Here is a 328-nt window from a genome sequence, read left to right on the forward strand (position 1 = left end):
CAGGTCTTGAAGGTAGCTCTGCTATTCTCCTTGGACTTGTCCTCGGTGGTATGATGGCAGTCGATATGGGTGGTCCAGTCAACAAGGCAGCTTATGTCTTCGGTACAGGTACACTTGCAGCAACTGTTGCAGATGGTGGTTCTGTTGCCATGGCAGCGGTAATGGCAGGTGGTATGGTTCCACCGTTGGCAGTATTCGTTGCAACCCTTCTTTTCAAAGACAAATTCACACAAGAAGAGCGTAACTCAGGTTTGACAAACATTGTTATGGGTCTTTCATTCATCACTGAAGGTGCGATTCCATTTGGTGCTGCTGACCCAGCTCGTGC

General features: G+C 48.8%; 1 pseudogene. It reads left to right on the forward strand.

What is annotated here, in order from left to right:
* Positions 1–328: pseudogene (locus C1G53_RS00175) on the forward strand (PTS fructose transporter subunit IIC); the annotation flags it as partial.

It is taken from the genome of Streptococcus suis (assembly GCF_002960445.1).
GTDB classification, from domain to species: Bacteria; Bacillota; Bacilli; order Lactobacillales; family Streptococcaceae; genus Streptococcus; species Streptococcus hyiners.